At 59.8% G+C, this 26186-nt stretch carries 28 protein-coding genes and 1 pseudogene; 15 read left to right on the top strand and 14 right to left on the bottom strand.

Annotated elements, in window-relative coordinates; genetic code table 11:
* Window positions 1-204 precede the first annotated feature (204 nt).
* On the bottom strand, window positions 205-561 hold the full coding sequence (locus DJ69_RS18105) for a hypothetical protein (RefSeq protein ID WP_144050481.1): 357 nt from the start codon (window positions 559-561) through the stop codon (window positions 205-207).
* A gap of 292 nt (window positions 562-853) precedes the next feature.
* Here DJ69_RS18105 and DJ69_RS18100 point away from each other — a divergent pair, with 292 nt between their 5' ends.
* The 3 genes from DJ69_RS18100 (at window position 854) to DJ69_RS18090 (ending at window position 4647) form a co-directional block, all read left to right on the top strand.
* Complete coding sequence (locus DJ69_RS18100; RefSeq protein WP_144050480.1) at window positions 854-1774, top strand: hypothetical protein; 921 nt, start codon at window positions 854-856, stop codon at window positions 1772-1774.
* 807 nt (window positions 1775-2581) lie between these two features.
* Complete coding sequence (locus tag DJ69_RS18095; protein ID WP_144050479.1) at window positions 2582-4303, top strand: hypothetical protein; 1722 nt, start codon at window positions 2582-2584, stop codon at window positions 4301-4303.
* Between the two features lie 161 nt (window positions 4304-4464).
* Window positions 4465-4647, top strand: coding sequence for a hypothetical protein (locus tag DJ69_RS18090; protein WP_144050478.1), 183 nt, complete (start codon window positions 4465-4467; stop codon window positions 4645-4647).
* A gap of 273 nt (window positions 4648-4920) precedes the next feature.
* Here DJ69_RS18090 and DJ69_RS18085 read toward each other — a convergent pair whose 3' ends face one another.
* From DJ69_RS18085 to DJ69_RS17055, 3 genes are all read right to left on the bottom strand, one after another.
* Window positions 4921-5208 (bottom strand): hypothetical protein, encoded by a 288-nt coding sequence (locus DJ69_RS18085; RefSeq protein ID WP_144050477.1) that lies wholly within the window; start codon window positions 5206-5208, stop codon window positions 4921-4923.
* 872 nt (window positions 5209-6080) lie between these two features.
* Window positions 6081-7112: a tyrosine-type recombinase/integrase gene (locus DJ69_RS17060; protein ID WP_099256772.1), complete on the bottom strand. Its 1032-nt coding sequence runs from the start codon at window positions 7110-7112 to the stop codon at window positions 6081-6083.
* The gene (locus DJ69_RS17055) at window positions 7102-7584 is read right to left on the bottom strand and encodes a hypothetical protein (protein WP_099256771.1); all 483 of its coding nucleotides are present in this window, start codon (window positions 7582-7584) and stop codon (window positions 7102-7104) included. Before DJ69_RS17055 ends, DJ69_RS17060 begins: the two co-directional genes overlap by 11 nt.
* 53 nt (window positions 7585-7637) lie before the next feature.
* Between DJ69_RS17055 and DJ69_RS17050 the strand changes: the two are divergent.
* Window positions 7638-7829: pseudogene (locus DJ69_RS17050) on the top strand (DMT family transporter); the annotation flags it as partial.
* 101 nt (window positions 7830-7930) lie between these two features.
* Here the strand turns inward: DJ69_RS17050 and DJ69_RS18080 are convergent.
* Window positions 7931-8287, bottom strand: coding sequence for a hypothetical protein (locus tag DJ69_RS18080; RefSeq protein WP_144050476.1), 357 nt, complete (start codon window positions 8285-8287; stop codon window positions 7931-7933).
* A gap of 99 nt (window positions 8288-8386) precedes the next feature.
* On the opposite strand from DJ69_RS18080, the gene DJ69_RS17045 reads away from it, so the two are divergent.
* Window positions 8387-9628 (top strand): RNA-guided endonuclease InsQ/TnpB family protein, encoded by a 1242-nt coding sequence (locus DJ69_RS17045; RefSeq protein WP_099256775.1) that lies wholly within the window; start codon window positions 8387-8389, stop codon window positions 9626-9628.
* Between the two features lie 308 nt (window positions 9629-9936).
* On the opposite strand, the gene DJ69_RS17040 is transcribed toward DJ69_RS17045, so the two are convergent.
* On the bottom strand, window positions 9937-10728 hold the full coding sequence (locus DJ69_RS17040; protein WP_099256769.1) for a hypothetical protein: 792 nt from the start codon (window positions 10726-10728) through the stop codon (window positions 9937-9939).
* A 172-nt stretch (window positions 10729-10900) separates the two neighbouring features.
* Window positions 10901-11368: a peroxiredoxin gene (locus tag DJ69_RS17035; protein WP_099256768.1), complete on the bottom strand. Its 468-nt coding sequence runs from the start codon at window positions 11366-11368 to the stop codon at window positions 10901-10903.
* A gap of 79 nt (window positions 11369-11447) precedes the next feature.
* Between DJ69_RS17035 and DJ69_RS17030 the strand changes: the two genes are divergently transcribed.
* The 3 genes from DJ69_RS17030 to DJ69_RS17020 all read left to right on the top strand — a co-directional run bounded on the left by DJ69_RS17030 (window position 11448) and on the right by DJ69_RS17020 (window position 15211).
* Entirely contained in the window at window positions 11448-13628 is a 2181-nt protein-coding gene (locus DJ69_RS17030) for a histidine kinase N-terminal 7TM domain-containing protein (RefSeq protein WP_099256766.1), read from the top strand.
* Between the two features lie 105 nt (window positions 13629-13733).
* Window positions 13734-14642 (top strand): type II methionyl aminopeptidase, encoded by a 909-nt coding sequence (gene map, locus DJ69_RS17025; RefSeq protein WP_099256765.1) that lies wholly within the window; start codon window positions 13734-13736, stop codon window positions 14640-14642.
* Window positions 14642-15211, top strand: coding sequence for an HIT family protein (locus tag DJ69_RS17020; protein ID WP_099256763.1), 570 nt, complete (start codon window positions 14642-14644; stop codon window positions 15209-15211). The genes map and DJ69_RS17020 overlap by 1 nt, the downstream gene beginning before the upstream one ends.
* 15 nt (window positions 15212-15226) lie before the next feature.
* Here the strand turns inward: DJ69_RS17020 and DJ69_RS17015 are convergent, their stop codons facing one another.
* From DJ69_RS17015 to DJ69_RS17005, 3 genes are read right to left on the bottom strand one after another with little or no spacing between them, the layout of a single operon-like run.
* Window positions 15227-15979 carry an amino acid ABC transporter ATP-binding protein gene (locus DJ69_RS17015; protein ID WP_099256762.1) on the bottom strand — a complete coding sequence of 251 codons (753 nt, stop codon included), beginning with the start codon at window positions 15977-15979 and terminating at the stop codon, window positions 15227-15229.
* Complete coding sequence (locus DJ69_RS17010) at window positions 15979-16692, bottom strand: ABC transporter permease (protein WP_099256774.1); 714 nt, start codon at window positions 16690-16692, stop codon at window positions 15979-15981. The genes DJ69_RS17015 and DJ69_RS17010 overlap by 1 nt, the downstream gene beginning before the upstream one ends.
* Before the next feature lie 41 nt (window positions 16693-16733).
* A complete protein-coding gene (locus DJ69_RS17005; RefSeq protein ID WP_099256760.1) occupies window positions 16734-17660 on the bottom strand; it encodes a substrate-binding domain-containing protein in 927 nt (308 codons plus the stop codon).
* A 110-nt stretch (window positions 17661-17770) separates the two neighbouring features.
* On the opposite strand from DJ69_RS17005, the gene DJ69_RS17000 reads away from it, so the two are divergent.
* Window positions 17771-18496, top strand: a complete 726-nt coding sequence (locus tag DJ69_RS17000) for a TOBE domain-containing protein (RefSeq protein WP_099256759.1) — start codon at window positions 17771-17773, stop codon at window positions 18494-18496.
* Between the two features lie 36 nt (window positions 18497-18532).
* Here DJ69_RS17000 and infB read toward each other — a convergent pair whose 3' ends face one another.
* Window positions 18533-20326 (bottom strand): translation initiation factor IF-2, encoded by a 1794-nt coding sequence (gene infB / locus DJ69_RS16995; protein WP_099256757.1) that lies wholly within the window; start codon window positions 20324-20326, stop codon window positions 18533-18535.
* A 184-nt stretch (window positions 20327-20510) separates the two neighbouring features.
* Here infB and DJ69_RS16990 point away from each other — a divergent pair, with 184 nt between their 5' ends.
* Together DJ69_RS16990 and DJ69_RS16985 are read left to right on the top strand one after the other, a co-directional pair.
* Window positions 20511-20756 (top strand): PRC-barrel domain-containing protein, encoded by a 246-nt coding sequence (locus tag DJ69_RS16990; protein WP_099256756.1) that lies wholly within the window; start codon window positions 20511-20513, stop codon window positions 20754-20756.
* Window positions 20756-21214: an NOB1 family endonuclease gene (locus DJ69_RS16985; protein ID WP_099256754.1), complete on the top strand. Its 459-nt coding sequence runs from the start codon at window positions 20756-20758 to the stop codon at window positions 21212-21214. Before DJ69_RS16990 ends, DJ69_RS16985 begins: the two co-directional genes overlap by 1 nt.
* A gap of 36 nt (window positions 21215-21250) precedes the next feature.
* Here the strand turns inward: DJ69_RS16985 and uppS are convergent, their stop codons facing one another.
* Window positions 21251-22267, bottom strand: coding sequence for a polyprenyl diphosphate synthase (uppS, locus tag DJ69_RS16980; protein ID WP_099256752.1), 1017 nt, complete (start codon window positions 22265-22267; stop codon window positions 21251-21253).
* Window positions 22268-22331: 64 nt separating this feature from the next.
* Between uppS and lwrS the strand changes: the two genes are divergently transcribed.
* The 4 genes from lwrS to DJ69_RS16960 all read left to right on the top strand — a co-directional run bounded on the left by lwrS (window position 22332) and on the right by DJ69_RS16960 (window position 24777).
* Entirely contained in the window at window positions 22332-22754 is a 423-nt protein-coding gene (gene lwrS, locus DJ69_RS16975; RefSeq protein WP_099256750.1) for an LWR-salt protein, read from the top strand.
* A 125-nt stretch (window positions 22755-22879) separates the two neighbouring features.
* Complete coding sequence (locus tag DJ69_RS16970) at window positions 22880-23533, top strand: HAD family hydrolase (RefSeq protein ID WP_099256749.1); 654 nt, start codon at window positions 22880-22882, stop codon at window positions 23531-23533.
* A gap of 367 nt (window positions 23534-23900) precedes the next feature.
* Complete coding sequence (locus tag DJ69_RS16965) at window positions 23901-24260, top strand: PadR family transcriptional regulator (protein ID WP_099256748.1); 360 nt, start codon at window positions 23901-23903, stop codon at window positions 24258-24260.
* A gap of 25 nt (window positions 24261-24285) precedes the next feature.
* Window positions 24286-24777, top strand: a complete 492-nt coding sequence (locus DJ69_RS16960) for a CopG family ribbon-helix-helix protein (protein WP_099256747.1) — start codon at window positions 24286-24288, stop codon at window positions 24775-24777.
* Between the two features lie 22 nt (window positions 24778-24799).
* Here the strand turns inward: DJ69_RS16960 and DJ69_RS16955 are convergent, their stop codons facing one another.
* Together DJ69_RS16955 and DJ69_RS16950 are read right to left on the bottom strand one after the other, a co-directional pair.
* A complete protein-coding gene (locus DJ69_RS16955; protein WP_099256746.1) occupies window positions 24800-25705 on the bottom strand; it encodes a rhomboid family intramembrane serine protease in 906 nt (301 codons plus the stop codon).
* A 9-nt stretch (window positions 25706-25714) separates the two neighbouring features.
* Window positions 25715-26186, bottom strand: a 472-nt coding sequence (locus DJ69_RS16950) for an AAA family ATPase (RefSeq protein ID WP_144050475.1), incomplete at its 5' end; no start/stop codon positions are given.

The raw sequence follows: 26186 nt of genomic DNA, 5'->3' as shown, positions 1-26186 counted from the left end.
AAGAATAGCAAAAGACTAAGAATATAATTGAAAGAACAAACAAGATAATTGTCTTTTAGTTAAGTTTCTCAAAGTTTTGGCAAAGTTTCTGTAAGTTTGTTCAATTAGTTGATTGATCTTTGATTCTGACTTTATTTCATGTCAACTTAGGAGCAAAGTATCCGGCAGATATTTGCCTAAAATGGGGGACGAAAACTATACACTTCAATCTGACAAAGAAATACCCGGCAAAAATCTCTGGTAAATTTCACAGAATATTATCTCTGAACGATATTCCCCCTCTTCTTGGCTACTCCTTTCCTCCGGTATCTTAACAAATGCGTGGAATTGTTCAGGGATTTCAGCTACAGAGATTAGACGTTTGACTGTTTTGTAATCAAACGAACTATCCTCTGCTATCTTTTCAAATACCTCTCCTTCACTAAGGAAAAGGTTGGACGAGTCGTCTGACCTTTCATGTGTCTTTCTCAAATGGGTTTTTAGACCTTGACCACCACTATATTCCTTCCCACATTCAGGACAATCTACACTTTCATCTCCCCCGACTAAATCCTCTGCCAAAGCGTCATATCGCTTTTTGACTGATTGTGCTAATTCAAATTGGGAAAGTGGTTCTCTGTGTTCTTTTTGCTCTTATTTTTGGACATACATCAACTTATTTCGCAAGCCTTTTATACCAACACCTATTAGTATAATACGTGATATGACGGATATAGAAAATAGCGGTTCGGAATATACGACTATCTCCCTCTCTCGCGGTTTTAAGAAGGAATTAGAGAAAGATATGTCGTGGGGTATGAGTTTTCAGGATTATTTGCAGAGCGAATTAGATATTAATCACGAGGATTAAATTATGACAAATGCTGGCGCGGGTTTTGTTAAAGGAGAACGGCACGGAAACCAGATTTATGCGGAAGGGAGTAACCAAGGCGGATCTACGGGTGTAGCTGAACTTTCGTCGCACGAGGATATTCAGGCTCGTGACTTAGATCCTGATAGGGACGTAGTAATTGAAGAGCTAGAAGGTGGAAACGCTAAGATTAGAGAACGTGAAGAGGGAGAGAGAGTCATTAAGGTAAAAGCCGAAACATTAGGTTCGGATAGGCTGGAAAAATTCTTCACCGAAGAAGAGCTTAGTTCTCTCCGGGAAAAGGACCGTATCGCAAAGGGAGAGGGGGATACTCCCGAAGATATTGATGATGTATGGGACGGAATAAAGGAGGATGTGAAGGAACACAATAAGGAGGTGGCAAAACGTCGAAAGCAAAAGGAGATTGAACGAGCAAAGGAGGAATTGAAGAAAGGCACCAAATACGATCGTGAAGTCTCTAATCTCTCTGGTGAAGAGTTTAAGAGTCTCATAGCAGAGGCTAATGAAGAAGGTAACTCTGAACCAAAGTCCGAAGAGCTAGAGGCTGCCATCCAGCATATTGAGGATAAGTATGCCCCTATGCTCGATGAGGATTCTAGTGAAATTAATCCTGTAGAAGCGGACGAATTGTCCGAAGGTCTAGACGCTTTCAGAGAGTATAGTGAAAACGAAGGTTCGGACGCATGGTCCGACATAGCAGATGACGTAGAAAAATCTAGTGAGGTGCCTGATACAGAGGTAACGACTCTCTCCGATGGATCTACCTACATTGAAACCTCATACGATAAGCTCAAAGACGAATTAGGTGAAATGGACCATAGAAGCGATAAGGATACGGAAATCGTAGATAAGGAGGGAGAGGTTATCACCGCCAAAGTCCCCGAAGGTGAATCATATGAGTGAATCCAATTGTCCCAAATGCGGGGACGAATCCTATCAGGAAGAGGAAATCGGGGATTCTAAGATCGGCTATAAATTCGCGTCAGAATGTTCTCAATGCGGATATTGTCCCCTATGATAGACTCTCTGCCATGTCCCCGATGTCAGACTGATATTGAAGTATCAGAGAGTGATCTAAATCTCTCATTTTTGGGTGACGCAAAGCTCTGTATGACAATATCTGTAAGTTGCCCCAATGACGACTTTGAAAGAGAATTTACTGAATATCTAACATGACTATAGTAACCACAGACTCTTACTTTACTTCCACGATGGATGATAGCCGTCTAGACGAGATTAAAGAGGATCTAAAAGAGTCAAATGAGTTAATTGGATACTCTCACGATGAGTTATCAGGGACCGTTACCGTGATTGTAGACTTATCGGATTTTGAAGAAGATACCGACTTACGCTATTACCACTAAACGATGAATGAAAATGAACCGCACGGGCAAGTTGGTATTGGTCCGTGAGACGGTTCACTTTAAAATTATATCCCAAATAAGTTAAGACTTTTGATTTTTCTTCAAAATAATTGGTCATTTGCTGATGGATAAAGACAAACACTAATGTACATATTTGTTCATTAAAGATTATGTCTGCCCAATATTGTATTAACCTATTTAAAAAGGTTTATTAACTTTAAGATACAAAATAATGTATACAAGCTCTAAACGAATGTTGAAATTCGGTCGAAGCTTCTAGCGAAGTTTTGTAAGAATCCGGTTGTGGTACCAACACAACCGAAGTGAAGATGGTGTTTTCTTCTACATGGTTAATTTACATCCCAAAGATAATAAATGTATTGATTTGACGGCGATTAGAGGCAAATTAGCTAATCAAATAGCAGAATCGTATAAGAACAAAAATAACGTCTTGATTGAGTCATTACCAATTACAGGTAAGAGCTATTCGACATTCAAACAGGCTAGTGAGACTGATACTCAAATCCTGTATCTCACTTCTTTGAATAGACTCAAGGAGGATTCTATTAAGAAGTGTAATGAATTTGGCTTATCGTACCATAAAATCCCGGTTCCGCATGATGAATGTCCCTCCTTTCAGAACGACAAACATGGATTGAGAGAACTATACCGAAGAGGTATATCAGCAAAGGAGTTACATGATAGGCTTGAGCTTCCCTGTAATGGCTCATGTCCCTATATTCAGGCTCTTAATCAGGATTTATCCGATATTGATGTATTGATCGGTAATCCAAAACACGCATATAATCCCAATTATCTGAAAAATAGAATAGCAGTAAAAGACGAATTTAGCGAAAACGAATATGAGATTGAATATCACAAGCCGCGCGAATTAGTAAACAGGTTTATACAAAGTGTTGATTCTTTCCCATTCAATTCGTTTACTGAAATAAGGGAAGCTTCCCAAGAAGAGACTGATAATGCTGTTAATTGGTTCCGTCAATACGACGTATATCGGGATACCGAAACGGCTCTGAACCCCGAAGAGTATCATGTCCATGCTCCTTTGCTTGCCTATGCTCTGCTAAGAGGATATGAGGTAAACGACGGGTGGGAAAAGACTGATACTCAATTTGCCGATCTTGTGGGTGTAGATACCCATATCGGGGATAATGCTCAAGTCGTCTTTGATGAGGATCGTGAGAGTATGTATTTACTCAATCCGCCGGACTTTGAATCAGCTGATGGATTTATCGGCTTAGACGGAACCCCCATACCGGAAATGTGGGATACTGCTACAGGCTTAGACCTTGAGCATATCCAAGTCCTTTCCGAAGAGCAAAAGGAGCGATATATCACCGACATCCTGAACTTGGAGATTATTCAGGTAACGGATCACAAGAGGTATTATCAAAACTCAAATAACATAGCAGTCAATCAAGATACCTCCCTAGCGTATTCTATTCAGCAAAAGGAGGGAGAGAAACCGGGGGTTATCACGTCGAAAAAAGCCATACAGGAATACGATGAGAAAATAGGAGAGTATACAGATAACTCCCTGAACTTTGCGCGGATATTGTCGTCTAACAAGTTCAAGAATAAGCAACTTGGATTTGTAACAGGTATGAGAAACTACGGTGATGAGTATGTGTATAAGTGGGGTTCTTATCTTGGCAAAACGGTTCGGGTAGATCGGGAGGGAGAGACTGAATACCAATTCGGTGATGAGTGTTTCAATATCTTCCCCCTGTATAGGAATTTGACCCTACAGGATGTATTCAGGTTCGGACGATCCGAAGAGCCAACTACGGTGTATGTCAATACCTCTGGTTTGCCTGAATGGGTGCCTGTTACTCGGGAGGAATTAGATACTCACTCACAGAGCAAACTAGCAGTAATTCGTTTCCTCCGAGAGAGTGATAGCCAGCATAGTCGAAAAGAAATAGCGGAAGGTACGGATTTCAGTAAAAAACAGGTTGGCAGGGTTCTGAACCAACTAGAATCGATTGAGAAATACAGTTCGTCCGGCGCGTTTTCACCGGACAAGTATGAATGGTATGGTAACTAATGTCACGTGAGACATATCGGCTTAATAGTTTATTAGCAGAAATGTCGCACGTGGTAATGACTAACATGGACTTTAGAAATATGATAGCAACATTTGGATCGATTTGCTTTGGCGGGATAGTGGGATTAGGATTAGCGGCTTTAGTTTTCGGTGTTTAAACAATGAAATACAACACAAATAACGACGAAACGACTTTTAAACAGTTTAGACTCACTCTCTCAAATGCTGTATTGGTAGAAGCGATTGAAGAGATACAGAGAAAAACGGGTATGAGTGAGAGAGAAATAGCAAAAGAAGCGATTGTATCGTATCTTGAAGAAGAGAATCAGGTTATCCTAGAATGATTGTATCAGCATTATCTGCTATCGGCTTTGGCCTTGGAGTAACGCTGTTACTCTTCGGTTCGATCCTCTGCTATCAGGTATTCTTTGGAGATAGGGAGTTTGGTAATGTGATCGTCCCTATGGGCCTTTCATTTGGATTCTTGGCTATTGGATTGAGTCTGTTATATGGTGTATTAGTATAGGATAAAGATAGGGTCGCTAAACTTTGGCGACACCCTTGAAGGGGTCTGAGCAAGTTGCCCAAACCCCCCTGACAACGACTCGTTGATAGGGTTATTCTACAAATTCAATCGCACCCATTACCTCAAGAATTTTATCTTCATCAAGACTAACTAAGAATAGCTGTTTGGTATTATTATTCGCTATTTCAGAGCTTTCCTGAAAATAGTCTTTTTCTACAATCTCTTTATCAATAAGGATGTTTTCTGTTATCCTGTCGAATGTTTTGTGACTTGGATTGTTACCTTCCGTCATGGCTGGTATAAAACTGATATACTTTCCCTCATATCCATTTTCGCCCGGTTCTTTCTGATACTTTATCGTGAATGGTCTAACTTCCATATCCGTCTAAACTTCTATACTACTTTACAATAAAGTTCGGTGTTAGTTCACGATCTACAGTATGGTTCTCTTCAAATCGCATGAAGAGAGGCAGATAACACAATGGGGGTTCGTTACGTGTTATATCGGTGAATTCAAAGGATACGGATTCTCTAATGGTGTTTTGGGATTTTAATTACTATTCGTAATATTCTTAGTTTAGAATATAGATCGACAGCATAGGGGTATTTAAACATCTGTTATCTTTATTATTGGGTTATATTAATAGGTAATAATCTGTAAAAAGAAGGATAGATAACACAATACTCCACGTTTTCGAGGGTTTCACTACCATAGGGGGGTTAAATTCTCTGGAGCGACGGAAATCGGCCATATCCCCTAGGGTCTAATATGGGTTTTTAATTAAATCCCAATTTTGAGACACATAACAAAACTGAAATAAACAATTGACCAAAAATATCAAAGATAAATGGACAAATATTTAAGTTAGCAGATACTCTTATACGTATGGGCATACTCATGTCCTTTCGTCCGAACACTCGGGCGATAAAGATAGAACTTCTCCCTTCTCTTCAGGGAGTTTCCGATTCTAGTGAGACTAGGTAGGTTCGACCCTAGGCCTTGGGGGACAATACAAGGCCCATGTTAGGCGCTTTCCTTGGCGTCTTTTTCTGTTTGTAGAAGGGTGATTGAATACAGAACGTGCATCTGGTTCCGCCGTTCGTTTGAATCAAACCCTTTTGGTAACGATCCAAATGAGCCATAGCATTAGCTCTAAGAGCGTTTCTCTGTCGATAGTGGGAACTACTTGTATCGCTAGAAACGTCGTTAGAAGTTACTCAAGGCGGATGAATGAACAATAAAAGAATACTCTAGAAAGTAACGTCCGTAAGTTGCTGTTTAGACTCTTCAACCGTGATAGGTAGATATTCGCTCGTTTGATCGGGGGACGAATGACCTAACCTGAATTGAATCTCTGGAAGCGATTTCCCCTGATTGTATAGGTGCATACCATGTCCCCGCCGGAGCGCATGAGCCGTAACCTTTGCACGGGTATTACCGGACTTATCCTCTCCAAGAGATTCCTGTATGCCAGCGTTACTAGCGGCTTTCTTAAGGACTTTCGTAAGTCTTTGAGAGTGTATTTTCTCTTGTCGATTGTTCGGGAATAGGTATTCACTTTCCTCTGCCATGCTGAACGACATTCTATATCCACCATTGATGAATTGATCCAAGTACCACACTGTAGTATCTGGAATCCATAGGCTACGGCTTTCCGCCGTTTTCGGAACCCAAAAGTCTTCTAACAAGTTCTCTTCTAGGTTCACGTTTTCTAGCTTGAGGTTAGCTAGTTCAGAGGATCTTAGACCGGTCGTATAGGTCAACCGTATCATTACCTCGTTTCGGAAAGCGGGCGAAGGGAGATTATCACAGAGTAATTCTAAATCCTCTTTATCGACGTAATAGGCTCGTTTATTCTGTGATTGTTCACTCTCCGGCGGGAGATAATCCGTCCGTGTTTTGCCGGTCCTATCTTCCAGTAATTCGATCGGGTTCTCTTCCAGAAAGGCATAGTCGTTTAGCAGAGGCATAGATAGCTGTTTGTACAATGTGCTAACCCAATTCCATCGACCGGAAATGGTGTTACGGGCGTATCCTTCTTTCTTGAGATTAGTCATGTAGCTGTTAATCAGCCTAGCATGAGCTTGTGGTTCCCCTTCCGTGGGAAATCCTCCTTTTTCCTCGTTACAATATCGCACATAGTCTAGGATATTCCCCCGTGCGCTCTTGAAACTAGATTCTTTCAAATCTAAGTCGTTAATCACTCTAGCGACTGATTTGGGGATATTAACAGAATCGCCTTTGTATGTGTAGATACACACTAGATTATTTTTAACTGTCATCTTTGTAGTAAAGCACCTCGTTATTCTCAAAGACTTCTTGCACGACACCAATTTCTTGAGCCATTTTCTCTAGCGTATCAGCAACGACGGACGTATCAACCGGACCCAATTCTCTGGAAACTTCTTCGGGGGACATTGGGCCTTTCATTGAATCCATGGCAGGGAGTAACGCGAATATCTCACTTCTAAGGTGTTTATCGGAGGGTTCAGTTTCAATACTATCCTGAATACCCTCTAGTGCTTTCTCAAGCCGATCCACCTTACTCCCGATAGTACCAATTTCATCTTTCACTTCTACAACCCCCTTCCCGGTGGATTGAGTCGGGGTTTCGCTTCCAGCTAACTCCTTTTCGACCGATTGACGGATTAGATCGGTCATGCTAGCATACTCGGGATTATCTTCTACAGCGTTATTCCACCGTTCGGCTTTGTCGGCTTTGATCTTCACATTGATTTGCTTTCGTTCGGTCATGGCTACGGTTCACTATTTTAGCTACATGGTAATAATCTTGTACCATTGATTCAGACACTAACCTCGTCTCCTACGTCGTCCCGGTGGTCGCGACCGTCGCCGGCGCGGTGCTGCTCGCGGAGCCCGTGACGCCGCTGACGGTCGTCGGCTTCGCCGTCATCGTCACGGGGTTCGCGCTGTTGAAGCGGCACGCGATCGCCACGGAAGTGCCGCGGATCCTCGCTCGGGTCGGGGGATTATTCTAAGCCGTTTGGGCTCAGTTGCCACCCAGCAGCTGATCGGTCGTTGCGACCGCGCTGAATACGGCGCGCAAATGGGTCAGTGGTCTGTCCGCTGAGAGACAGAATTAGGAATCGCTCAGTACAGCTTTTATACTTATCACCGTAGATTCGGATGGCCTCACTGAGAGTTCGTGAACACCGTTAACTGTGATTGTACGCTCAAACGTCTGCTTCGTTTCGAACGCCTTTGAGAGAACTTCTTGGGAGTCATGAGATAGAGCAACTTCTCCACCAGACCCTTTCCGTATCCCAACGATGATTCTCACCGTATCGCCCTTCTGTAGGTCTAATTCATACGTCTGTTCTCGCTGTGTCGTGTCATCAACACGGACATTACCAGATTCTCCTATCACTGCCGAACAACCTCCGAGGACAGACACCACGGTCACGCTCGCCGCAGACAGATATGTTCTCCTGTTCATATATGTGATTTGGACGGGTGGTATAAAGGAGATGTCCAGAAACAAACAGACGCTTTAGCTAGTCATGCAGATACGTTCGCAGACAGATTCTATAGGGTAATTCGGAATCAGTCGCAGGTGTCTGACGATCTTGATTCGCTCGGGTTTGCCGCCAGTAAACTCTGGAACGTCGGACGGTGGGTCTGTGATCGAGTGTGGTCAGCGATCGACCACATCCCGAATCACAACGAACTCACCGCGTACCTCAAGAGCCACGAACGCTATGGTGATCTGCATTCGCAGTCAAGTCAGCGAGTCCTTCAAGAACTCGCTGAGGCGTTCAACGGCTGGTACGGCAAACGACCTAACGGAGCCACGAAAGCGAACCCGCCTGGCTACCGCAAACACGGCACCGAACACCCGCGTTCGACGGTCACGTTCAAGCAGAAAGGCTTCAAACTCGACACACAGTACGATCGAGTCCGACTCTCGAAAGGATCGAACCTGAAAGAGTATTGGTCAGATTTTGTACTGTGTGAGTTCCAAACTCGCCCCGACGTTGACCTCTCCACCGTGGAGAACGTCCAACAAGTCAAGATTGTATGGGCGGGCGACGAGTGGGAGCTACACTTCGTCTGTAAGGTCAAAATCGACGTGGATGAAGCCCCTGGTGAGAAGACGGTGGGTGTTGATCTGGGTATCAACAACTTCGCCGCACTCGCCTATGAAGACCGCCACAGCGAGTTGTACCCGCTGAACTGCTTGAAACAGGATGACTACTACTTCAGCAAGCGAATCGCTCGGTGTGACGACTCGAACTCCGATCAGGCCACCCAGCTGAATCAGAAGAAGTCGGCCCGCCGCACCCACTACTTCCACACCCTCTCGAAGCATATCGTCCAGCGGTGTGTTGACGAGGAAATTGGGACTATCGTGGTGGGTGATCTCTCCGGCATCCGGGAGAATGAGGAGAACAGCGAGTCAAAGGACTGGGGTAAGCACGGTAATCTTGACTTGCACTCGTGGGCGTTCGACCGGTTCACAGACCTCCTCGAATACAAAGCTGAGATAGAAGGCATCACGGTTGAGGACGTGTCTGAGCGGGACACATCGAAGTCGTGTTCGTGCTGTGGCCGGAAACAGAAAGCCAACCGTGTTGAACGGGGACTGTATGTTTGCGATGAGTGCGGTACAGTGGCGAACGCAGACGTGAACGGTGCTGAGAACATTCGGCAGAAAGTATCTCCGACTCTCGCTACGGATAGCGATGATAGGAGTAACGGCTGGTTGGCACAGCCATCGACGTTCTTGTTTGACAAGGAAACTGGTGCGTTCGCACCTCAAGAACAAGTCACGTCGTAAACCACAATATCCCAACCCAACGGCACGGTGCTGTGGGAATCCTCGCGCTTCAGCGCGGGGAGGATGTCAATTCGAGATCGCCATCTACCAGTTCTGCTGTATAGCTCAAGCTCACCTCCTTCTGAACGAAGTGTTCAGGCTCTTCTCCAGTTTCCGTCATATACCCAAACTTTCTATGAGCCCTTGTTAAACCCTTGCTGGACCTCCGAGCTCAGAGCGAGATGAATACGGAGCTTGCTGACTACATCCTCTGTATTCGGCAAGCCACTCCGATCAATCGGCGGAGTTCGACAAAGTCGGAGGTCCGATCACCTCCGCTCCGTGGCGTTCGCCGCCAGGTCTCGGGCCGTCTCCACCCACTCGTGCTCCGGGAACGGAGCGGGTTCCACGCTGTACGTGTAGCGATACGGTCCCCCCTCCGCGTCCTGTGTGAGGTCGTACCCGTAGATGAGGCCGTCGTCGACGCCGAGTCGGAGCGTGCCGTTGATCACCGGTGCCCCTTGGGAGTCCGCACGTGTCCCGGTCGCTCGATACGTGATGACCGGGACGCCGTGATGAGTCGTCGTGTCGACCGCCTCCCACGCGTACGCGTCGAGGAGCGTCGGATGCCGACCGATGTTCGTGGGGGCGATCCGTCCGTACCGTGGGTCGTACCGATAGTACGCGTCGGTCGCGTCGTCGTGGACGAACTGGGGATCCGAAGCGAACTGCTCGCGCTGGTGCTCGGGAATGCTCTCCGCGGGCTGGCGGAACGCGTACTCCGTCCCGTTGCGATACACCGTGGCGTCGTGCCAGCGGTCGGCGACGATTTCTCCCGTCGTGGAGTTGATGTAGTACTCCCCTTCCACGAGTCGACGCTCGGGGGGTGCCGTGTAGCGAATCGCGTACGAGTCCCAGTGGTTCCGCGGCGTGTGCGTGAGGTTGGCGTCGCCGGCATCGAGAGCCGAGAAGTTGAGGTGATCCGCGTCGGCTCCGGGCGGATACGTCTGATCGGCCGCGAGGGGCCCGGACGGGCCAGACCACACGGTGACGACGGCGAAGGAAGCGACGACTACGGTGACGAGTATCAGCAGGCCAACGGCGAGGTCGCGTCGGTCCATGCAGGGGTAGACTCCCGCCGTCGTGTTATACGTACTTGACACTCAAACCGGGGCTTGTGTTATGCGGTGACGGGTCCCCATCGACGGTGCCGGCCACGTGCCCGTCATCTCGCAGGAGATCGTTGACTCCCCGCGAGAGATTCAACGGGACGGGCGTGCGTCGTACGCCGGTTCAGTCGTCCAGCGCGGCGATGTCGTCGAGAATCTCGACCGCGTGGTCCTCGGGGGAGACGCCCTCGTATGCGAGCGCAATCGTCCCGTCCGAGCCGAGCACGTACGTGTTCCGGAACACGCCGTCGAAGGTGTTGCCGAACATCTGCTTCTCGCCGTAGGAGTCGTACGCCGTCGCGACTTCGCCGTCGGGGTCCGAAAGCAGCGTGAACGGGAGGTCGTACGCCTCGGCGAACGGTTCGAGGTCCTCGACGGGGTCGTCGCTGATCCCGACGACGGCGATGTCGGCGCCCTCGAAGGCGTCCCACTCGTCGCGGAAGCTACAGGCCTCGGCGGTACACCCCGGCGTGTCTGCCCGCGGGTAGAAGTAGACGACCGTGTACCGCGCCGCGGACGGGTCGACGGTGACTGTGGCTCCGTGGTGGTCGGACAGCGTGATGTCGGGTGCCGGATCGCCGGGGTTGAGCATACGTCCCGTGGTTTGGCCCGGGTATTAGGACGTTTGGTCCGGTTCCTTTTTATCTGGCACTGCCATGGAGATGGTACCGATGGAGTGGCAACCGACGCCGTACACGGCACCGTTGCTCGTGGCGGCGCTCGCCTCGTTCTCCTTCGCCGCGTACGCCCTCTGGAACCGGTCACGCGGAGAGACGTCGCTCGTTCGGAGCTTCGTCGCGGTCACGGTCGCCAGCGGGGTCTGGTCGCTGGCCTACGCCGCCCAGCTGTCGTCGGCGTCTCTCGAGGCGGCTCTGTTGTGGAACCGCTTCGTCTGGGTCGGGGTCGCGATGCTCGCCGTCGCCTGGCCGGCGTTCGTGTTCGCGTACGTCGGCTGGACGTCGTGGCTCCGACCGCGTCGCTTCGCCCTCCTCTGTCTCGTTCCCGCGGCCGTCGTCGGCGGCGTGCTCGCCGTCGGCGCCGACCCGCTGTTGTATACGTCGCCGTCGCTGGACGGCGCGAATGGGCTCCTCGTCCTGGAGTACCTGCCGACGCCGGCGCTCATCGGCTTTATCACGTACAGCTACGCCGTGAACCTGTTCACCTTCGGCGTGCTCGGCTACGCCGCGCTCGTCCGCGACGGCGTGTTCCGGCGCCAAGCCGCGCTGCTGTTCGCCGCCGGCGTGGCGCCGATGGCCGTCGGCGCCGCCGGAGTCATGGGGGTGATCGGCCCCATGTTCGTCGACCTCACGCCGGTCACGTTCGCGGTTACGTCCGGCCTGCTCGGCTGGGTCGTGTTCCGCTACCGACTCCTCGACCTCTCGCCGGTCGCCCGCGACGCGGTGTTCTCGAACATCTCCGACGGCGTCGTGGTCGTCGACGCCGACGGCCGCGTCGTCGACATGAACCAGCCGGCCCGGCGGCTGTTCCCGTCCGCCGCGATTGGCTGCAGCGTCGAGGAGGCGTTCGAGGACGCGCCCGGCGTGGCCGACCTCGTGTCGTCGACCGGCGCCGCCGGGGCGAGTCGGTTCGACCACGCCCCGGGAGAGCCGAACAGCGACCTCAGAGTGACCCTCGACGGGGATTCGGACCCCCGCTTCCTGACCGTCGCCGCCCATTCGATCGCCGCCGGGCGGCGGGGTGGCACCGGTGGGACGGCGGGCGGGACGGTCCTCCTGTTTCGCGACGTCACCGAGCGCGAGACCCTCCAGCGCCGCTACCGGGCGCTCATCGAGAAGTCGCCCAACGTCATCGCCGTCTGCGGAACCGACGGCCTCGTCCGGTACGTGAGCCCGTCGATAGAGCGGCTGCTCGGCCATGCGCCCGCGGAGGTCGAAGGGCGGCCGGTCGTCGATCTGGTTCACCCCGACGACCGGCGGGAGGCACAGCGCGCGTTCGAGCAGGCCTTCGAGACCGACGAACAGCAGTCGCTCGACCACCGAATCGCGCACGCGGACGGGAACTGGCGCCAGTTCGAGACGGTGATCGAGCGCCTGTTCGAAGACACCGAAGAGGTGGTGATCACCGCCACTGACGTGAGCGAGAACCGGCGGTACGAACAGCGGCTCCAGGTCCTCAACCGCGTCCTCCGACACGACCTGAAGAACGACGCCAACGTCATCGGCGGGTACGCCGACGTGCTGCGCGACCACGTCGACGACGACGAGGGGCATAACTACCTCGACGTTATCGACCGGAAAGTCGAGACGCTGACCCACCTCAGCAACCAGGCCCGGGAGATCGACGTCGCGCTCCACAGCGACGGCGCGCGCGCGGAGATCGACCTGTCGGTGCTTGTGACGCGGCTCTGTGAGTCGCTGGAGTCGTCGTTCCCGGAGGCGACGGTGACCGTGTCGACGCCGGGCGCGGCAGTCGTGTGTGCGGACGAGCTGTTGGAGTCCGCGATCCGGAACGTGTTGGAGAACGCGGTCGTCCACAACAACGGAGACCAGCCGATCGTCGAGGTGTCGGTCGACCGTGACGACGACGGGTACCGGATCGCCGTCGCGGACAACGGCCCCGGGATCCCGCCGGTCGAGCGGAGCGTGTTCTCTGAGGCCCGCGAGACGGCGCTCGAACACGCGAGCGGGCTCGGTCTCTGGCTCGTCCACTGGATCGTCACCGAGTCCGGCGGGGAGCTGGAGATCCACACGCGCGAGCCGACGGGGACGCTGATCACGATGTGGCTCCCGACACCCAACGGCGCCGCCGCCGAAGCGGAGGCGGCGGCCGACGACGAATACGCGGACGGAACCGAACGGCAACCCGGACATCACCCGCGAGCCGACAACTAACGCCGCTCCGCCGACCGGCTCGGGCCCTTCGGGGAGCCGGCGACGCGCGCCGGTCAGCGAACTCCCTCCGCAACCTCTTTGCGGTCCGTCGCCGAATCCGGAGACATGATCCACGGACCCCTGGACGACGACGCGGTCGAGAGCTACCGGGAGGCCGGTGCGGTGTTGGTCGAGGCGATGAACGAGGCCCGCGAGATGGTCGAGCCCGGGCGGACCCACCTCGAAGTCGCCGAGTGGACGGAGGACTTCATCCGGGAGCAGGACGCGGGGCTCGCCTTCCCCGTCAACATCAGCGTCGACCCCGAGGCCTCCCACGCCACCCCGGGACGCGACGACGACACCGAGTTCGGCGAGGAGATGGTGTGTCTCGACGTCGGGGTTCACGTCGACGGCTACATCGCGGACGCCGCGGTCACGGTCGATCACACGGGGACCCCCGAGCTGGTCGAGGCCGCCGAGATGGCGCTCGAGGCCGCCGTCGACGAGGCCGGGCCGGGCGTCGAGGTCGGCGTCGTCGGACAGGCGATCGAGGACGTGATCCGCGGGTACGGCTACACGCCCGTGCTGAACCTCTCCGGGCACGGCGTCGAGCGCTACGACGCCCACACGGGCCCGACGGTCCCGAACCGGGGCGTCGACCGCTCGGTCGAACTGAAGCCCGGACAGGCGGTCGCGATCGAGCCGTTCGCCACCGACGGCCGGGGGAAGGTCGGCGAGGGGACCGACGAGGAGATCTTCGAGCGCGAGGGCGACGCGAGCGTCCGAGACCGCCGCGCGCGCCAAGCCTTAGAGGAGATCGAGGCGTTCGACGACCTCCCGTTCGCGGCGCGGTGGGTGGAGGGCGACCGCGTGGGGATGGCCCTGCGCCGGCTGAAGCAGGCGAACGCGGTGAAGGGGTACCCGGTCCTGAAGGAGGCCGACGACGCGCTCGTGAGTCAGGCGGAACACACCCTCCTGATCACCGAGGACGGCGTCGAGGTGACGACCGCCGGCATCCACGATTTCGACGGCTGATGGACCAGATCTACGCGCCGTGGCGGATCGAGTGGGTCGAGCGCGACGCGGACCCGATCGACGGCTGTCCGTTCTGCGTGCTGCCGGACCGCGAGGACGCCCGCGACGCGCGGATCGTCGCCCGTAGCGAGCGCAACTACGTCCTGTTGAACAACGCGCCGTACAACCCGGGCCACGCCATGGTGATCCCCCGCGAGCATCACGAGGACCCGACGGACCTCGACGACGCGACGCTGCTGGACCACGCGAAGCTAAAGACGGCGACGCTCGCGGCGCTGCGCCGGGACGTGGACCCCGACGGGATCAACGCCGGCCAGAACCTCGGCGGCTCGGCCGCCGGCGGCTCGGTCGACCACCTCCACACCCACGTCGTCCCGCGGTGGGACGGCGACACGAACTTCATGCCGGTCACGAGCGACACGAAGGTGATCGTGGAGGCGATCGACCGCACCTACGAGCACCTCCACGCCGGCTTCGCCGCCGGCGACGACGTGGTCGACGCGGGCGACGCCGCCGCCGGCGACGCGGTCGAGATCGAGTTCGGGGTCGCGGTCGACGGCGACGACTGACTCCGCGCGCCCCCCTCAGTACACCAGCTCGCCCGAGATGAACTTCCGGGTGCGCTCGTCGGTCGGGTCGTCGAAGATGACATCGGTCGGGCCGACCTCCGTGACGCCGTCGTCGAGAAGCACCGCGACGCGGTCCGCGACGCGCTCGGCCTGGTGCATGTCGTGGGTCGCCACCACGACGCCGATACCCCGGTTCCGGGCCTCGTCGATCGCCTCCTCGATGACGGCGGTGTTTCGCGGGTCGAGATCCGAGGTCGGCTCGTCGAGCAGCAGCACGTCCGGGTCGTACGCCAGCGCGCGGGCGAACGACACGCGCTGTGCCTCCCCGCCGGACAGCGAGTCGGCGTGTTGGTTCACCTTGTCGGTCATCCCGACGACGTCGAGCGACTCGTGAACCGCGTCGGGGGGGCCCGCGAGCCCCACCGCCGCCGCGATCCGGTCGCTCCACGGCTTCCGAACCCGAATCCCGTATTCGACGTTGTGGCCGACGGAGCCGTCGAAGAGGCTCGCCTCCTGGAACACCATCCCGACCCGCCGGCGCAGGGCGAGCCGATCGGCCTCCCCGGCGGCCCACACGTCGGTCCCCTCGAGCGTGACGCTCCCCTCGTCCGGCTCTAGCGAGAGCGCGAGCGTCCGAAGCAGCGTCGTCTTGCCGACGCCGGAGGGGCCGATGACCCCGAGCACCTCGCCGGCGTCCACCTCGATAGACAGGTCGTCGAGCACCCGCTCGCCGCCGAACGACTGCGAGACGGCGGTCGCGCGGAGCATCACCCCGCCACCCCCTCGTCACCGAAGTGGACGACCACGGCGTTGACGGTTAACACGAGCGCGACGAGGACCGCTCCGAGCACCATCGCCGTCTCGTACTGGCCCTGCCGCGCCTCGAGTTGGATCGCGGTGGTCAGCGTCCGCGTCTTCGAGATCCCGTCCGCGCCCGTGATGTTTCCGCCGACGATGAGCACGGAGCCGACCTCGCTGACGGCGCGACCGAAACCGGCCAGGATCGCGGTGGCGATACCGTATCGCGCCTCCTTCAACACGACGAGGGCGACGTCGAGGCGGGTTCCGCCGAGCGCCCGCGCGGCGTCGCGGACCCCGTCGTCGACCCCGGAGACGGCCGCGAGGGTGATCGCCGTGATCGGCGGGGTCGCGAGCACGAACTGTGACATGATCATCGCCTCTCTGGTGAACACGAGGTCCAACGACCCGAGCGGCCCCTGGTTTGAGACCGCGAAGAGGACCAGGAGGCCGACGACCACGCTCGGAAAGCCCATCCCCGTGTTGACGACGGACTTCACGAACTGCTTGCCCGGGAACTCGGAGAACCCGACCAGGATGGCGACGGGGACGCTGAACAGGGTGCTCAGCGCCACGGCGGTGAGGCTCACGTACAGCGAGACGTAGATGATGCTCCGGACGTACCCCTCCCTGAACGAGAGATCGAGGAGGAGCGGGAGGTGGTGGTGGGTCGGACCGCCCAGTACCTCCGGGAGCAGCGGTACGACTGGTTCGAGTGGCACGCTTACTCGTCGGACGAATCGCTACTCCAGCCTTCCGGAACGTACTGCTGGAAGTCGGGGTCCTCCGAGACGGCCTCGGGGAAGAACAGCTGCTCCCCGTTCACCTGGTACTCCGAGATGGAGCTTTGAACACCGGGGCTGGTGATCCACCCGATGTACGCCATCGCGAGGTCGTAGTTGGCGTTGTCGTGGACGCCGGGGTTGACGGCCATGATCCCGTAGGGGTTCGCGAGGATCTCCGGGCCGCCCTCGATGGGACCCTGTACGAGGATCGTGAGGTCGATCTCCGAGCGCTGCGAGATGAACGTCCCGCGGTCGGAGAGCGTGTACGCCCCCTGCTGGTTCGCGATGTTCAGCGCCTCACCCATGCCGGAGCCGGTCTCCTGGTACCAGTCTCCGCCGGGGTCGGTGCCGGCCGCCTCCCAGAGGTTCAGCTCCTTGGTATGGGTGCCGGAGTTGTCCCCGCGGGAGACGAACTGCGCCTCGGCGTCGGCGATGGCGGTGAGCGCCTCCGTGGCGGAGCCCATCCCCTGAATCCCCGCCGGGTCGCTCTCGGGCCCGATGATCACGAAGTCGTTGAACATCAGGTCGCGACGGTTGACCCCGTACCCGTTGCGCATGAACTCGTCTTCGAGCCCGCGGGCGTGAACCATCACCACGTCTGAGTCGCCGTTGCGGGCCGACTCCAGGGCCGCGCCGGTTCCCTGTGCGACCGCGTCGACGGTCACGCCGTACATCTCCTCGAAATCGGTGTGAATCGCGTCGAGCAGCCCCGTGTCGTAGGTGCTCGTCGTAGTCGTGAGCGTGAGCGTTTCCCCCGAAACGCCCGCCGCCTCGCTCTCCCCGCCGCCGAGCGACGAACAGCCAGCCGTACTCGCGATCGCTCCGGCGCCCAGCGCAGCCACAAACTGCCGTCGTTGTATCGGCATAGATACAACCGCGGACCGAACTCGGATATAACTTTTGTCATGTGGTTCGGCCCCCTCTCGCCGTCGAATCCGACGAAAGTACCAACAGGTCCCGGGTCCTCCGGTCGCCCATGGACGAGACCGACGGCGGCGGTGCCGCGGGACGCGGCCGGGCCGTGCTCATCGAGGACGGCGTCGAGTTCGACGGCCGCGACGCCACCCTCCTCCGGGCGGTGCACGAGGCGGGGTCGGTCGCGGGCGCGGCCTCGGAGCTGGGGCGCTCCCGCGCCCGCGCCCTCTCGCGGATCGAGGCGCTGGAGGAGGCGTTCGGTACCCTCGTCGACCGCCGGCGCGGCGGCTCGGGCGGCGGCGGCAGTCGGCTGACGGACGACGGTCGCGCCCTCCTCGACCGGTACGATCGCCTCCAGGCCGTGCTGGCCGCGACCGCGCGGGTGCCCGAGACAGTGCTGGCCGGGACGGTCAAGGAAGTCGACGGCGAGCTGGCCGTCATCGACACCGCGGTCGGGACGGTTCGCGGGCTCAACGGCGAGACGGCCGTCGGCGACGCCGTGCAGGTGCGGATCGGCGCGGACGCGGTGACGATTTACGAGCGAGGCGAGCGGGTCGATCCGGATGCGACGAGCGCCCGAAACCGGCTGCGCGGCGAGGTCGTCGGCGTCGACGCGGGCGAGACGGTGTCGACGGTTCGGGTCGCGGTGGACGGGGTTCCGTTTCGGGTGTTGATCACGGCGGAGAGCGCCGAGCGGTTGGACCTGGGCATCGGTGACGAGGTAGCGATCCGGTGGAAGGCGACCGCCACGCGAGTGGTGGGGCACGCGACGGAATCCGATCCGTGAGTCGCCGACGACAGAGTAAGCGAGACGCCGCGGCCGTCACTTCCCCCAGAAGGGGTCCCGCTTCCGCTTGGTCTCCAAGTACGCCGACAGCGCCTCGCGCTCGTCGGCCGTGATCTCCTCTTTCAGCTCCTGTTCTAAGATCTTGGCGTGCTTCTCGGGGACCTCGGTCCAGAGGGTGTCCCCCTCTTCGATGTCCCGGCCCACCGTGGGCCCGTCGATGGCGATGCTCACGCGCTCGCCGGCGCGCGCCTCGTCGACGTCGTCGCCCTGCTTCTGGATCCCGGAGAGCTGTCCGGCGCGCTCGAACTCGTTGCCCTCGAAGTACCCGACGTTGCGGTTGTTCTGTACCGTCCCGGAGATGACTTCGACGCCGACGACCGCCGGGTCGTTCTGGCGGAACGTGTGGTCGGGGAGGATGCGGAAGCGGGCGGGCCGGACGACCTTGTCGAGGACCGTCTCCTGTTGGGCGCGCTGTTTCTCCTCGACGTACGTCTCGTAGTCTTCGATCAGCTGGTAGATCACCTCGTCGGTGAACAGCTTCACGTCCGCGTTTTCGAGCTCCGTCTCGGCGTTCGCGAGCAGATCGACGTTGAACCCGAGAATGGCCTTATGTTCGTCCTGGTTCGCGGTCTCGGCCACGGCGATGTCGCGCGGCGCGATGTCGCCGACCTCCGCGCGCAGGATGGGGACCTCGGCCTCCCGGAGCGCGTTCGCCATCGCCTCCAACGAGCCGAGCGTGTCCGCCTTGACGACGACGCCGTCCTCGGCGGTGTCCACCTCGATCTCCGCGAGCTCGGCTTTCACCTCCTCGATGACGTCCTCGACCGGACGATCCCGGACGACTCGCACCGGCGCGCCCGCCATCGCCCGATCGAGGTCTGGCGCGGCGATCTTCACGCCGGCGGCGGCGCCGACTTCGCCGACCTTCTCGAACTTCTTCTCGGTGCGGATCTCTTCGAGGGGGCGCGGCTGGAGCAGCGCCCGGATCTCGGTGACGATCGGCTCCTCCTGCCCGCCGACGACGATCTGGTCGCCGTTGTGCACCACGCCGTCGTACACGACCGTGTCGATGGTGGCACCGAACCCCCGCTCGTCTTTCACCTCCAACACCGTCCCTTCGCCCGCCCCGAAGACGTCGATCGCCATCTCCTCTTTCATAAACCGCTGTGAGAGGCCCATCAGCACCGTGAGCAGGTCGGGGACCCCCTCACCGGTGACCGCCGAGAGCGGGACGACGCCGATGTTCTTCTGGAAGTCCTGGACGCGCCAGTAGAGGTCCGCGGAGAAGCCGGCGTCGGAGAGCTGGCCGATGATCTCGTAGAGGTTCTCGTTGAGCCGCGACTCGGCGCGCTCCGACTGCGCCTCCAGGCTCCGCTGGATCGGCTGGCCGTCCTGCGAGTTCCACCCCGGCGTCGTGTCCACCTTGTTGGCGGCCACGACGAAGGGGGTGCCGGTGCGTCTGAGGATGTCGATCGCCTCCTCCGTCTGCGGCTGGAAGCCGTCGTTCACGTCGACGACGAGCACCGCGATGTCGGCGAGCGCGCCGCCGCGGGCGCGCAGCGTCGAGAAGGAGTGGTGGCCCGGCGTGTCGATGAAGAGGAGGCCGGGCAGATCGAAGTCGGTCGGGTCGATGAGTTCGCCCGCCATCCCCGAGATGGTGTCGAGCGGGATGTCGGTCGCCCCGATGTGTTGGGTGATCGCGCCGGCTTCGCCCTCGCTGACGGCGGAGCCGCGGATCTTGTCGAGCAGGCTGGTCTTGCCGTGATCGACGTGGCCCAGCACGGCGACGATCGGCGTCCGAAGGGTGTCCGTGGTTGTGTGATCGGTCATCAGTGATCGCCCCGAAAAGGTCGGTTACTTGGTGTTCTGCCCGGACGTCAGTTAAGCCTTTCAAAACACGCGCGACCGGAGCCGCGGCCGCGGGAGCCGGTGAGGACGGTCTCGCGGCCGTCGCGTCCGTCGCCCGTCCGACGCCCCCGTGGAGTTTAAGACCGTTGCCCCGGACGATGGGGATATGGTCGATATCCTCGCGGAGAACCTCTCCGGGAAGGCGGTGATGAGCGCGGACGGAACGGAGCTCGGGGACCTGTACAACATCACGATGGACCTCAAGTCGGGCGAGCTGACGGACCTGCTCGTGAGCCCCCACGAACACCTCAGCCCGGAGCGCTCGGGCTTCGACATCGACGAGATGGGCCGACTCAAGGTGCCGGTCGGAAACGTGCAGGCGGTGAAAGACTACATCGTCGTCGCCCGCTGATGGAAGTTCTCGACACATCGGCGTTTATCCACGAGTACACCACCGACGACGACGTCGTCTCGGTGCCCGAAGTCCACGAGGAGCTCACCGGCGAGGGAGCCCTCCGCTTCGACGCGATGGAGGGCTCCGGCATGACGATCCACGTGCCGGCTCCGGAGGTTCTCGACAACGTGCGGCGCGCCGCGCGCGGCTCCGGCGACGCCGAGGAGCTGTCCGACACCGACACGCGCCTGATCGCGACGGCGTTGGAGCTGAGCGCCACGCTCGTCACCGACGACTACGCGATGCAGAACGTCGCGGAGCGCCTCGACATCGACGTGGAAGCGATCGCGCGCGACGGAATCTCCGAGGAGCGCGAGTGGCGCTTCCAGTGCGTCGGCTGCAACCGCACCTTCGACGAGAACAAAGAGCGGTGTCCGATCTGCGGGAGCGACCTGACGCGGAAGAACCCGGCGTAGCACGGAGCACTCGGGTTCGTCGCTGTCCGGCGGCCCTCAGCCGGCCGACTCCATCTCTGAATCGCGTTCGTTCGGCGAGGCCTTGTAGTCGGTATCTGCGGGAGTGTCTCGCACGGCCCCGTTCTCGGCCCCGATCCGCTCTCGGGAGTCGCCCGGGATCGCGGCGGCGAACGCGTCGGCGTCGACCGAGAGCCGGTCGCGGAGCCGGCCCGCGACAGCGTGCGCCTCGGCGATCTCGACCTCGGCGACCGCCCGGACGAGCGCGACCGCGCGCTCCGTCCGGGCCCGGCGCCACGTCTCCTCTCGCGACTGGTACGTGCGGATGGCCCGGAGGAACTCGACCTCCGAGAACTCGGGCCAGTACGGCGCACAGAAGTAGACGGCCGCCTCGTTGCCGTTGGCGTGCCACGGCAGGAAGTTCGAGGTGCGCTCGTCGCCGCCGGTCCGCACGATGAGATCGACATCACGGACCGGACGGTCGTACAGGCGGTCCTCGACCGTCTGAACGTCGACATCGTCGGGGGCGAGGTCGCCGGCCTCGACGTCGCGGGCGATCGCCCGCGCCGCGTCGAGCAGTTCCGTTCGGCCGCCGTACGCCAGCGCGACGTTCAGCGTGAACTGGTCGTTGTCCGCGGTGCGACGCTCGGCGTAGGCCACCGCCTCGCGCACGCGTTCGGGGAGCCGGTCGACGTCGCCGATCGCGCGGACGCGGACGCCCTGCTCGTGGACGCGGTCGGCGTCGGCGAAGTCGCGGAGCTTGGACTCTAACAGGTCGAACAGCGGCGCCAGCTCGTCGTCCGGACGCTCGAAGTTCTCGGTCGAGAAGGCGTACAGCGTCAGCTCCGCGACGCCCAGATCCGCGCACCAGTCGAGCACGCGCTCGGTGGTGGCGGCGCCGGCGCGGTGGCCGTCCGGCGCGTCGTCGCCGCGTTCGCGGGCGTACCGCCGATTCCCGTCCTGGATGATCGCGACGTGCGCCGGCACGTCCTCGATCTCCCGGCGGAGGTGCCGGCGGTACGCGCGCTCTGTGAGGTCGCGGAGGCGGTCCAACATACGGGCGGATCGACTCGGCCGAGGGATATGTACTTTTACTCTCCGAGCCCGCAGATCGCGCCCGATGGACGCCGCTTACGTCTTCGCCGTCACGTTCCGGCTCGATCCGGACGAGGCGACGGTCGATCCCGACCGGTTCGAGACGACGCTGGAGATCCCCGCGAGCGAGCCCGGAGCGGACGGGTGGCTGTTCTTCCGCGACCGCCTCTGGCGCGGGGAGATCGGTGACGAGCCGTCGTTCCGGCGCCTCGCGAGCGACCGCCTCTGGCGCGGGGAGATCGGTGACGAGCCGTCGTTCCGGCGCCTCGCGAGCGACCGCCTCGGCGTCGAGGTCGTCGCCGCCGACTTCCGCGAACTCCGGACGGATCAGGGGTACCTCGACGCGCTCACACGGGAGATCGCGGCTGACCTCGACCGGTTCAACGCCGAGTCGGCCGACGAAGTGTGTCACAAATACCTCGGATCGTCGATCCACGTGCGGGAGTGACGTCGCGGTTCGCGGCGCCGCGCGCCGCGCTCACGCTCCCGCGTCGCGCTAGCTCCCGCGTCGCGCTACCGTCCTCACCCCCGGCCCCACAACGCACTTATCGACCGGCTGATTAGGAGCGCTCCATGGTCGTCGCCGACTACGACTTTCACCTGTTCGACCTCGACGGGACGCTCGTCGACGCGGAGTGGTCGTACACCCGCGACGTCTTCGACCGCGTCGGCGACCGCCTCGGTCGCCCCTTTTCGGACCGGGAGGCGTACGTGCTCTGGCACGGGCTCGGCGGTGCCCGCGGGGACACGCTCCACGATCTCGGGATCGACCCCGAGGCGTTCTGGCCGGCGTTCCACGCCGAGGAGGACCCGCTCGCCCGCGCGGAGGCCACGTACCTCCACGACGACGCCGCTCGGCTGCTCGACCGCGTCGACGACGCCGGCGGACCGGCCGGCCTCGTCACCCACTGCCAGCAGTTCCTCGCCGATCCCGTGCTCGACCGACTCGACCTCGGCGACCGCTTCGACGCGGTGATCTGTTGTACCGACGAGACGGGCTGGAAGCCCGACCCGGACCCGATCGAACTGGCGATGGCGGACCTCGGCGTCGACCCCCGAGCCGATCGCGGCTACTACGTCGGCGACGGCGAGAGCGACGTGGGCGCCGCGTGGAACGCGGGGCTCGACGCGGTCCACGTCGAACGCGTGGGCCACGAGGACCGCGGGCGGTGCGTGCTCGGGGACCGGCGCGTCAGCCGCCTCGACGAACTGCTCGGCCCGACCTGAGACGGCCGCTACGATCCGGCCGTGCCCCGTATGCGCTCTTTACCGCACTTCGCGCAACACTCAACGACCTCGTCGGGATTGACCACGACCGCTCGGCGCTCGTATCGGTGTCGGCACACCAGGCGTTCGATCGTCGCGCGCATATCCCCTCGTTCGTGACCCTCCACTATTGAATGTTCTGTGACCACACAATTATACACATTATACACTTCAATCGATTACAATCTGTCTCTCTAGTCAACGTCCTTCCAGTAGAAACCGACAGACTACATTAATCGTGTTTTTTCGCATTCGGCGATCGCGAGCCGCGGCCGCCCCCCTCACCCGCGACCGAAACGGTCGTGAGGCGCCGGGCGGAACCGGGCGTATGACGAAGTGGCTCCACAGCGGCCGCCGCCGCGACCTGTGTGCGCTGCTGTACGACGCCGGCGAACTGCGGGCGCAGTCGCTGAAGAGCCGGCTCGAATCGCACTACGACGAGCGGATCGATCCGCGATCGTTCTACGCCACGCTGCGGTCGCTCGTGGAGTCGGGGTTCCTCGACCGGCGGACGGAGGGGCTCGCCGACGTGTACGCGCTCACCGACGCCGGCGAGCGCGCCCTCCTCGGTCACTACGAGTGGCTCTCGGCGCGGATCGACGGCGCTCCGGCCGACGAACCGCCGGTCGATGCCGAGGCCAGCAGCGGCGACGCCCCCGAAGGGAGCGACCCCAACCTCAAAGATTAACAACATCGGTGCGTTCAGTTAATACATGACTGTCGTCAGCGTCTCGATGCCGGAGGAGCTGTTGGAACGGATCGACGGATTCGCGGACGAACACGGCTACACCGGGCGCAGCGAGGTCGTCCGCGAGGCCTCCCGAAACCTCCTCGGCGAGTTCGAGGACGCGAAACTGGAGGAGAGAGACCTCATGGCGGTCGTGACCGTGCTCTTCGACTACGAGACCACGACCGTCGAGGAGCGGATGATGCGGCTCCGCCACGAGCACGAGGGGCTCGTCGCCTCCAACTTCCACAGTCACGTCGGCCCGCGGTACTGCATGGAGCTGTTCGTGCTCGAAGGGCGCTTGGAGGACATCTCGGCGTTCGTCGGGAAGGTTCGCGCGACGAAGGACACCCTCACGGTCGACTACAGCGTCACGCCGGTCGACGAGTTCGACGCCGACGGTCTCACGACTGCGGACGACCGGGAACACGGCGACGGACACGGCCACAGCGGCGGGCACGGTCACGACGACGACTGAGCAAAGCGGTCGCCGTTCCGTCTCACCGGTCGCCGCCGTCCGCGAGCACGCCGGCGAACGGCACCGCGAACCCGACGACGTAGCCGGCGAGGTGCGCGAACACGTTGCTGCCGAAGGGGACGAGCACCAGAGAGCCGATCACGCCGGCGGCCGCGACGCTCGCGCCGGTGACGTACAGCAGCTCCCGCTCCGGCGCCAGGTCGAGTCCCGCGATCCGCGGACGGCCGACCGCGCCGTACAGCGCGGCCGCGGCGGCGGCCGCTCCGATCGCGAACAGCGAGCCCACGCTCGGAAGCGGCGGGAAGTAGCCGGCGCCGCTCGGCGCGAGGTACGCGACCGCGAGCGAGGCGAAGACGGCGACGAGCGACCAACGCGGGTCGACGCCGGCGGGGGCCTCGCCGCGGACCCGGTCGCTCTCGGCCGCCAGCGCGGCGAACCAGACGGCGACGAGGTAGCCGAGGAGGGCGCTGTTCACGTCCGAGAAGCCGGCGGTCGGCGCGTCGGTCACGCCGCCGAGCGCGACGACGGTCGCCCACGCCGAGACGAGCGGGACGACCGCGAGGTAGACGGCGACGGACCCGAGAAGCCGCCGGCGCCAGCCGGCGACGACCGAGAGGGGATACGCGACCGCGACGAGCAGCCAGTAGTTGACCACGTTGTCTGCGAGGTGGGCATGGTCCGCGTGCACGAAGCTCGACGCGAACGCGGTCCACAGCGTCCACCGGTTCTCGAACACGCCCTCCGTCGCCAGCGAGAAGCGCCACGCGTCGACGCCGGGGAGCAGGCTGACCCCGACGAGCAGGGCCGGCAGCGGGAGCGCGACGAGCGCCAGCTCCGCCGGTGGCCGCGAGCGAACGGCGGTGAGCACGGACGCGATCAGCCCGCGAAGGGTGGGCGACGCGGACGCGTCGCCGCCGTCTGGGTCCATTCTCACCGCCTACGGCGTCGCCGGGCGCACGCTTTCGAGCGCCGCCGCGAAGTCGTCGGGGGTGATACCGATCTCGTCGGCGTGGTCGTTGGCCGCCTCGCCGTGCTCGTCGGCGACGCGTTCGATGGCGGTCAGGGCGGCCTCCCGGCACAGCGACGCGATCTCCGCGCCGGAGTACCCCTCGGTCTCGTCGGCGAGGTGGTCGAGGTCGACCCCGTCGGCGAGCGGCTTCGTGCGAGTGTGCACGTCGAGGATCTTCCGGCGCGCGTCGCGGTCGGGCTCGGGGACCTCGATGTGGGTCTCCAACCGACCGGGGCGGAGCAGCGCGGGGTCGAGCGCGTTCCGTCGGTTCGTCGCCGCGAGGACGACGAGGTTCGGGTTGTCGCTCGCGCGGTCCAGCTCGGTGAGCAGCTGCGAGACGACGCGCTCGCCCACCCCGGTCGGTTGGAGACCCACATCGAGGTCCCCGAGCCCACGAGAC

The sequence above is a fragment of the Halorubrum persicum genome, from assembly GCF_002727125.1.
Lineage (GTDB): Archaea > Halobacteriota > Halobacteria > Halobacteriales > Haloferacaceae > Halorubrum > Halorubrum persicum.
Note: the sequence above shows the minus strand (reverse complement) of the source record. Positions and strands in the feature narration are given on the sequence as shown.

Coding starts and splice junctions, on each gene's coding strand:
- DJ69_RS18100 (WP_144050480.1), top strand. CDS start 854: ATGACAAATGCTGGCGCGGGTTTTGTTAAAGGAGAACGGCACGGAAAC.
- DJ69_RS18095 (WP_144050479.1), top strand. CDS start 2,582: ATGGTTAATTTACATCCCAAAGATAATAAATGTATTGATTTGACGGCG.
- DJ69_RS18090 (WP_144050478.1), top strand. CDS start 4,465: ATGAAATACAACACAAATAACGACGAAACGACTTTTAAACAGTTTAGA.
- DJ69_RS18085 (WP_144050477.1), bottom strand. CDS start 5,208: ATGGAAGTTAGACCATTCACGATAAAGTATCAGAAAGAACCGGGCGAA.
- DJ69_RS17060 (WP_099256772.1), bottom strand. CDS start 7,112: ATGACAGTTAAAAATAATCTAGTGTGTATCTACACATACAAAGGCGAT.
- DJ69_RS17055 (WP_099256771.1), bottom strand. CDS start 7,584: ATGACCGAACGAAAGCAAATCAATGTGAAGATCAAAGCCGACAAAGCC.
- DJ69_RS18080 (WP_144050476.1), bottom strand. CDS start 8,287: ATGAACAGGAGAACATATCTGTCTGCGGCGAGCGTGACCGTGGTGTCT.
- DJ69_RS17040 (WP_099256769.1), bottom strand. CDS start 10,728: ATGGACCGACGCGACCTCGCCGTTGGCCTGCTGATACTCGTCACCGTA.
- DJ69_RS17035 (WP_099256768.1), bottom strand. CDS start 11,368: ATGCTCAACCCCGGCGATCCGGCACCCGACATCACGCTGTCCGACCAC.
- DJ69_RS17030 (WP_099256766.1), top strand. CDS start 11,448: ATGGAGTGGCAACCGACGCCGTACACGGCACCGTTGCTCGTGGCGGCG.
- map (WP_099256765.1), top strand. CDS start 13,734: ATGATCCACGGACCCCTGGACGACGACGCGGTCGAGAGCTACCGGGAG.
- DJ69_RS17020 (WP_099256763.1), top strand. CDS start 14,642: ATGGACCAGATCTACGCGCCGTGGCGGATCGAGTGGGTCGAGCGCGAC.
- DJ69_RS17015 (WP_099256762.1), bottom strand. CDS start 15,979: ATGCTCCGCGCGACCGCCGTCTCGCAGTCGTTCGGCGGCGAGCGGGTG.
- DJ69_RS17005 (WP_099256760.1), bottom strand. CDS start 17,660: ATGCCGATACAACGACGGCAGTTTGTGGCTGCGCTGGGCGCCGGAGCG.
- DJ69_RS17000 (WP_099256759.1), top strand. CDS start 17,771: ATGGACGAGACCGACGGCGGCGGTGCCGCGGGACGCGGCCGGGCCGTG.
- infB (WP_099256757.1), bottom strand. CDS start 20,326: ATGACCGATCACACAACCACGGACACCCTTCGGACGCCGATCGTCGCC.
- DJ69_RS16990 (WP_099256756.1), top strand. CDS start 20,511: ATGGTCGATATCCTCGCGGAGAACCTCTCCGGGAAGGCGGTGATGAGC.
- DJ69_RS16985 (WP_099256754.1), top strand. CDS start 20,756: ATGGAAGTTCTCGACACATCGGCGTTTATCCACGAGTACACCACCGAC.
- uppS (WP_099256752.1), bottom strand. CDS start 22,267: ATGTTGGACCGCCTCCGCGACCTCACAGAGCGCGCGTACCGCCGGCAC.
- lwrS (WP_099256750.1), top strand. CDS start 22,332: ATGGACGCCGCTTACGTCTTCGCCGTCACGTTCCGGCTCGATCCGGAC.
- DJ69_RS16970 (WP_099256749.1), top strand. CDS start 22,880: ATGGTCGTCGCCGACTACGACTTTCACCTGTTCGACCTCGACGGGACG.
- DJ69_RS16965 (WP_099256748.1), top strand. CDS start 23,901: ATGACGAAGTGGCTCCACAGCGGCCGCCGCCGCGACCTGTGTGCGCTG.
- DJ69_RS16960 (WP_099256747.1), top strand. CDS start 24,286: ATGACTGTCGTCAGCGTCTCGATGCCGGAGGAGCTGTTGGAACGGATC.
- DJ69_RS16955 (WP_099256746.1), bottom strand. CDS start 25,705: ATGGACCCAGACGGCGGCGACGCGTCCGCGTCGCCCACCCTTCGCGGG.